Here is a 4,464-nt window from a genome sequence, read left to right as displayed (position 1 = left end):
ACCGCGACGCGACCGCCCCGCCGAGGAGCGCCGCCGCGTTCAGGGGCTCGGCGAGCGCGTCGGCGAGGAACGCCAGCCCCTCGCCGACCTGATCGGTCGTGGTCACGTACCGGACGTGCGCGGAGGCGACGCCCGACGCCAGGACGGCCCCGGCGAGCGTCGCGGTCACGACCGCGGTGCCGCGAGCGAGGCGGGTCGGTGCCATGTGCTCACGACCGGGCCCCGTGGTGATAAATGGTCGAACGCGACGGGGGGGACGAGGGAGTCAGCCGGGAGGAGGGGTCGTCTCTGAGACGCCTCAGCGGTCGGCCGGATCGATCGGGAGCAGATCGCTCGCGTCGTCCGCGACGGTGAACGCGGCGAAGACCCGCCCCAGCACGAGGCCGTAGATCAGGTGCGCGACCGCGATGACGGCGCCGAACTCGAAGCTCGCCGTGAGCCCGGGGACCGGCAGCGTCGGCACCGGCAGCGACGTCGCTCCCTCGATCGCGAGCGCGGTCGGCAGCAACAGCCCGCCGGTGATCACGCCGAGCAGCGCCGAGTGGACGACGCCGAGCGAGAGACAGCCCCCGACGTCCGCGCGCAGCTCGTCGAAGAGGGGACGATCGAAGACGGCGACGAACAGCAGCCCGAACAGCGTACTGTTGAACAGGTGGACGAGCCAGCCGACGAGGACCGTCTCGACCCCGACGAGCGTGCCGATCGTCGGCATGAGCCCGAGCCCCCAGTGGAGGACGACGCCCATCGTCGCGCCGGCGAGGAGTCCGCCGACGGCGCCCGCGAGCCAGTTCCGCCCGTCCGCCTCGACAGGCTGTGACATACGATAACATGTCCCTATGTCTGTATAACTGTTTTGCCGATCACCGACGGGGTGGCCTGCGCCGGGATCGGAACCGAGTCGAAACCGACGGTCCGGAGAGGAGGAAACCGACGGTCCGAAGAAGGCGAGAACGACCGTCCGAACACGGAACGACACGCGCACCGGCCTCAGACGTCGAAGACGACGTACGCGTACCACTCGTCGTCGCGGCGTTCGACGGTCATCTCGGAGTAGGTGACGGCTTTGATCTCGCGCGCCGCGACGTCGCCGAAGGGGACGCCGCGGGCCGTGGCCTCGACGCGCCACGAGTCGGCGTCGCCGTCGGGTCCCGAGACCGCACATCGGTGGTCGGCGGGGAGCACGAGCCGCACGTCTCGCTCGTAGATCAGGCGATCGAGGTACTCGAAAAGCAGCGCCTCGCGGCTCTCGGCGCGGACCGTGATACCGAACCGCTCGCCGGTCGCCGGGACCGACTCGCAGCTCGCGGCCGTGAGCCCCGCCGCGACGGCCTCGAAGAGCGCCGAGAGGGTGGGGCCGGTCGCCTCCACCGCGACGTCGGCGGTGTGCTCGCGGAGGGCGTAGCTCATCGAGCGTCCCCGTCGCGGTTCTCGCCCGCGTCGCCTCCGTCATCGGCCTCGCCCGCGTCGCCTCCGTCATCGGCCTTTTTCGCGTCGCCTCCGTCTCCCCTCCCGCTGGCGCGGTCGTCCTCGGCCGGGAGGTGCGAGTCGATCTGCCCCTCCGGCGACGCCGCCCGAACGTCGTCACCCTCGACGCCCTCGACGTCGGCGACGGCCTCCTCCAGGGCGACGCCGCTCGTGACGAGCGCGCGGATCCCCTCGTCGACGGAGAGATCGACGTCGAGGATCCGGCGTTCGGGGACGAACACGACGTGGCCACCCATCACCGGGTTCGGCGCCATCGGCATGAACAGGGTCCGCATCTCGCCGTCTCCGGCTCGGTTCGTGACCGACGACGGGGTCTCGCTCGTGACGAACGCCAGGGTGTAACTCCCCTCCGTCGGAAACTCGACGAGGACCACCTCGCGGAAGTTCCCGCTGTCGGACTCCAGCATGGCGTCGCTCATCTGCCGGAACCCCTGATACACGGAGCCCACGCCCGGAACCCGCTCGATCGCGTAGTCGACGTAGTCGACCGCGCGCTCCCCGTGTCGAGTCGAGTCGACGAAGAAGCCGAGCAGGAGGATCGACCCGACGAACACGATCGGCGTCGCTGCCTCGACGAGGGACTCGGTCTCGACCGACCCGACGAGCGGGAGCGTGACGCGGGGCGACAGCGGGACGAACACGGACGAGAACGCGTTGAGGTAGGCGTAGATCGCGTCGAACACGACCGCGAGCACGGCGAGGGTGATGACGGAGGGAACGATCACCGCGATCCCGGTCAGGAACGCCCGGCGGAGCCGCTCTCGCCACGGCAGCTCGTCTACCATTGGTGGTCACCACGTTCGTTTTCGACAAAACGCTTCCGTCGGCGAGGCCGCGACGGGTCCTCCGTCAACGAGACCACGACGGCGAGCGTGACGGCGCCGCGTGGCCGACGAACGACGTTCGCGACTCTCCGTGCCCCTCTCTTCCCTCCATCTCCCGCTCCCGTCCATCGCTCTCTTCCCTCCATCTCCCGCTCCCGTCCATCGCTCTCTTCCCTCCATCTCCCGCTCCCGTTCGTCCTTCGAAGTGCGTGACCGCTGGTGGGCAACCGTCCCCGGTGGCGGTGGAGTTATATTCCGGCCGCGTGTTAGTCATCTCCAGTGAGCGTCAACGTCGAGAAACGGACCGATCCCCCCGGCGAGGCGAACTACGCCGCCGAAGCGTGGGGCCTCAAAGAGCGGATCCGGTCCGACGAGGGCGTGCTTCGACAGCGACGAGGGTTCTTCGTCGACGCCTACCGTCGCTCCACGACCCACGTCCTCGTCGAGGGCGACGACCTCGTCGCGTTCGCGTCCGTCCGGCGCGACGGGTACGTCCTCTTTCTCGCCGTCCATCCCGACCATCGCGACCGCGGCCACGCCGAGCGGCTCGTCGCCGACGTCGCCGAGGAGCACCGGTCGGTCACCTGTCACGCCCGCACGACCAACACGTCGGCGCTCGGCTTCTACGAGCACCTCGGGTTCGAGATCGTCCGACGGATCGACAACTACTACGAGGACGGCGGCGACGCCTACTACCTCAAACTCGGCGGCGAGTCGCTCCGCGAGCGCCTCTCCGGGTTCGTCGGTCGGTAGGCCGGTTGTTCAGCCGCCGGCCGCGACTCCCCGTTGTGTGAGCGCGTTACACGGCCGAGAGCTGTTGCGGTTGGGTCGGACCTACGAAACCGATAATCCTTAGCACGCGCCGTGAGGAGACGCGGACATGACCGACGCCACCCCCGCGTCGCTCGCGGATCGCGTCCGCGACGGCGAGATTCGCTTCCACGAGCTCGAAGAGCACGCCGACGCCGACACCGCGACGGCCGCGCGACGGCGCCTCGTCGCCGAGCGGTCCGGCGCCGACGTCGGTCCGCTCGGCGAGTACAGCTTCGACGCCGCCGACGCCCACGGATCGAACGTCGAGAACATGATCGGGGCGGTGCAGGTACCGCTGGGCGTCGCCGGTCCCGTCCGAGTCCGCGGCGGCGCGCTCTCCGGCGAGCGGTACCTCCCGATGGCGACCACCGAGGGGGCGCTGGTCGCCTCGATCAACCGCGGCTGCTCGGTGATCAACGACGCCGGCGGCGCGACCGCGCGGGTGACGAAGAACGGGATGACCCGCGCGCCCGTCTTCCGCGTCGCCGACGTCGCCGAGGCCGAGGCGCTCGTCGAGTGGGTCGAGGACAACGAGGCGACGCTCCGGGAGGCGGCCGAGTCGACGACCAGCCACGGCGAACTGCTCGACGTCGCCCCCTACGTGGTGGGCAACAACGTCTACCTCCGGTTCCGGTACGACACGAAGGACGCAATGGGGATGAACATGGCCACCATCGCGACCCGGGAGGCCTGCGACGCGATCGAAGCCGAGACGGACGCGTCGCTGGTCGCGCTCTCGGGGAACCTCTGTGCGGACAAGAAGCCCGCCGCGGTCAACGCCGTCGAGGGGCGCGGGCGGTCGGTCGCCGCCGATGTCGAGGTCCCCCGCGAGGTCGTCGAGAAGCGACTCCACACGACCCCCGAGGCGATAGCCGAGATCAACACGCGGAAGAACCTCGTCGGGTCCGCGAAGGCGGGGTCGCTCGGATTCAACGCCCACGTCGCCAACGCGGTCGCGGCGATGTTCTTAGCGACGGGACAGGACGAGGCGCAGGTCGTCGAGGGCGCGAACGCGATCACGACGGCGGAGACGACCGCCGACGGCGACCTCTACGTCTCCGTCTCGTTGGCGAGCCTCGAGGTGGGGACGGTCGGCGGCGGCACCGGGCTGCCGACGCAGGCGGCGGGGCTGGACGTCCTCGGCGTCCGCGGCGGCGGCGACCCCGCCGGCAGCAACGGCGACGCCTCGCGGAGGCTATCGCGGTCGGCGCGCTCGCGGGCGAGCTCTCGCTGCTCGCGGCGCTCGGCTCCAGGCACCTCTCCTCGGCGCACGCGGACCTCGGCCGGTAGCGACCGCGCGGCCCCGGATTCGACCGCGTCGAATTCGACCGTGCCGGCGTCA

General features: G+C 70.5%; 4 protein-coding genes and 2 pseudogenes. 2 read left to right on the top strand and 4 right to left on the bottom strand.

The features are described from left to right. The 4 genes and pseudogenes from GJ633_RS14365 to GJ633_RS14350 form a co-directional block, all read right to left on the bottom strand. Window positions 1-205, bottom strand: a pseudogene (locus tag GJ633_RS14365) (hypothetical protein); the annotation flags it as partial. Window positions 206-298: 93 nt separating this feature from the next. Continuing rightward, window positions 299-820: a hypothetical protein gene (locus GJ633_RS14360; protein WP_156589361.1), complete on the bottom strand. Its 522-nt coding sequence runs from the start codon at window positions 818-820 to the stop codon at window positions 299-301. A gap of 167 nt (window positions 821-987) precedes the next feature. After that, complete coding sequence (locus GJ633_RS14355) at window positions 988-1,407, bottom strand: archease (RefSeq protein ID WP_156589360.1); 420 nt, start codon at window positions 1,405-1,407, stop codon at window positions 988-990. Beyond that, window positions 1,404-2,270: a DUF502 domain-containing protein gene (locus GJ633_RS14350; protein WP_156589359.1), complete on the bottom strand. Its 867-nt coding sequence runs from the start codon at window positions 2,268-2,270 to the stop codon at window positions 1,404-1,406. Before GJ633_RS14350 ends, GJ633_RS14355 begins: the two co-directional genes overlap by 4 nt. 318 nt (window positions 2,271-2,588) lie before the next feature. Between GJ633_RS14350 and GJ633_RS14345 the strand changes: the two genes are divergently transcribed. Further along, entirely contained in the window at window positions 2,589-3,062 is a 474-nt protein-coding gene (locus GJ633_RS14345; protein WP_321169101.1) for an N-acetyltransferase, read from the top strand. A gap of 127 nt (window positions 3,063-3,189) precedes the next feature. After that, window positions 3,190-4,412: pseudogene (gene hmgA / locus GJ633_RS14340) on the top strand (hydroxymethylglutaryl-CoA reductase (NADPH)). Window positions 4,413-4,464 lie beyond the last annotated feature (52 nt).

Source organism: Halorubrum sp. CBA1125 (assembly GCF_009742825.1).
Lineage (GTDB): Archaea > Halobacteriota > Halobacteria > Halobacteriales > Haloferacaceae > Halorubrum.
Note: the sequence above shows the minus strand (reverse complement) of the source record. Positions and strands in the feature narration are given on the sequence as shown.

Coding starts and splice junctions, on each gene's coding strand:
- GJ633_RS14360 (WP_156589361.1), bottom strand. CDS start 820: ATGTCACAGCCTGTCGAGGCGGACGGGCGGAACTGGCTCGCGGGCGCC.
- GJ633_RS14355 (WP_156589360.1), bottom strand. CDS start 1,407: ATGAGCTACGCCCTCCGCGAGCACACCGCCGACGTCGCGGTGGAGGCG.
- GJ633_RS14350 (WP_156589359.1), bottom strand. CDS start 2,270: ATGGTAGACGAGCTGCCGTGGCGAGAGCGGCTCCGCCGGGCGTTCCTG.